Below are 1741 nucleotides of genomic sequence, written 5' to 3' on the forward strand. Positions count from 1 at the left end.
AGGAAATCCTCGACTGGTATCACTTGATAGAAAATCTGCAGTCGGGTTGGGGGTTCAAACCAACGTTTAGAAGCGGTACGAGAGCATTTGTGGCAGGGTGAGGTCGAAGGCCGCGGGGGCCGAGTTCGGCCAGTGGCGTACTCCAGAAGTGGTCAACTTCCTCAACTATATAGAGCGCCATTCTCATCGCTTACCGAATTATGCCCAACGACCAGGAAAACGGCCAGGTCAGTTGGTTCGGGGGAAGTTGAATCGACTATTAAACGCATTGGTTTGAGAATGAAGATTTCCGGAGCGCAGTGGAATCGAGAGAATGTCAATCCCATGTTGCGTTTACGCTGTGCTTATCTCAATCGCGAGTTGGCTTAAGTATTTTTACTCATTACTTAAAATAGATGCTCCCGTCGCCAACTCCCCAAAGGAGTAGAACCCTCTACCGTCACGGTGCGACTCGAACCCTCGGGACGTTGGCATATTTCCATCTTGGTGGACGATGACACCGTTAAACCACTTCCCCAGTCCGAGAAAAGTGTCGGCGTCGATGTGGGAATCGCCTATCTCGCCATTACCAGCGATGGAGAAAAAGCGGAAAATCCCCGCCATCTGACGAAACACTACAAACGCTTGAGACGCGCTCAGAAAGCCCTGTCTCGTAAGATGAAGGGTTCTCGGAATCGAGAGAAGGCGCGTCGTAAAGTTGCCAAGATTCACGAAAAAATCAAAGATTCTCGGAGCGATTACCTGCACAAACTGACAACCCGCCTGGTGCGTGAAAACCAAACCGTCGTGGTGGAAGACTTGTCGGTTAAAGGGATGGTAAGAAATCCCAAACTCGCCAAACATATTTCCGATTGTGCGTGGGGAGAGTTCGTCAACCAACTGGACTATAAATGCCAGTGGTACGGGCGAACTCTTGTCAAGGTAGACAAGTGGTTTCCGAGCAGTAAGTTGTGTTCGAGTTGCGGACACAAAGCTGATTCGATGGCGTTGGATGTCAGAGAGTGGACTTGTCCGAAATGCGGGGCGGATCACGATCGGGACATCAACGCTGCACGAAACCTTTTGGCGGTGGGACACACCGTTACAGCCTGTGGAGCGAGTGTAAGACTTGAAGGACATTGTTCTAGAGAGCAACTGCGAAAAACCCGTAAGGGGAAGAAACAGGAACCCAAATCGTGAGGTTTGGGAATCACCGTCCTTCCAGGGCGGTGAGGATGTCAAACGAAATCTCGTTGTGAAAACGCTGTTTTGCGGACTTCGTCGTCAGATCCGTGTACGCAAGGACTTGAATCGATTTTGGGCGATCGCGTTAAAAGGGAATATGGGGTGCGGATTCCGTATCAACCCTCTCCCCCGAGTCTGTTTCTTAGCTCCCTCGGCGAGAAGCCCCGCGCTGCAGATGAAGGCTTCGGCCGTGAGCTCAGCCGAACGGTCAGCGGCGGCCGGGATAGCCGAGCGGCAAGGTACGATCGAGATGGTCAACGACCCGCCCGACCGTATCGAACAGACGGGCTAACTTCAAAGTAGAGCTTGGACTCTTGCCGCAGATAGATCGGCAGCTCGGGGAAGCTGTTTCCTTCGACTTCGCTGGCTTCGACTTCGCTGGCTTCGACTTCGCTGGCTTCGACTTCGCTCAGCGTTGAGTCCGAGCGGAGTCGAGGAATCAAACACTGGTTTTGCCCGAACTGACAAGTCCCTCTATCCACCCAACCATCCCCCCAACCCCCCCTTCAAAGGGGGG

1 protein-coding gene and 1 pseudogene are annotated in these 1741 nt (G+C 52.8%); one reads left to right on the forward strand and one right to left on the reverse strand.

All coding sequences use genetic code 11. The features are described 5' to 3' along the window. Positions 1-405: 405 nt before the first annotated feature. Positions 406-1179, forward strand: a pseudogene (locus tag GEI7105_RS30295) (RNA-guided endonuclease TnpB family protein); the annotation flags it as partial. A gap of 299 nt (positions 1180-1478) precedes the next feature. On the opposite strand, the gene GEI7105_RS0112665 reads toward GEI7105_RS30295, so the two are convergent. Further along, the gene (locus tag GEI7105_RS0112665) at positions 1479-1667 is read right to left on the reverse strand and encodes a hypothetical protein (RefSeq protein WP_017660829.1); all 189 of its coding nucleotides are present in this window, start codon (positions 1665-1667) and stop codon (positions 1479-1481) included. Positions 1668-1741 lie beyond the last annotated feature (74 nt).

This window comes from Baaleninema simplex PCC 7105 (assembly GCF_000332355.1).
Classification (GTDB): Bacteria; Cyanobacteriota; Cyanobacteriia; order Cyanobacteriales; family Geitlerinemataceae; genus Baaleninema; species Baaleninema simplex.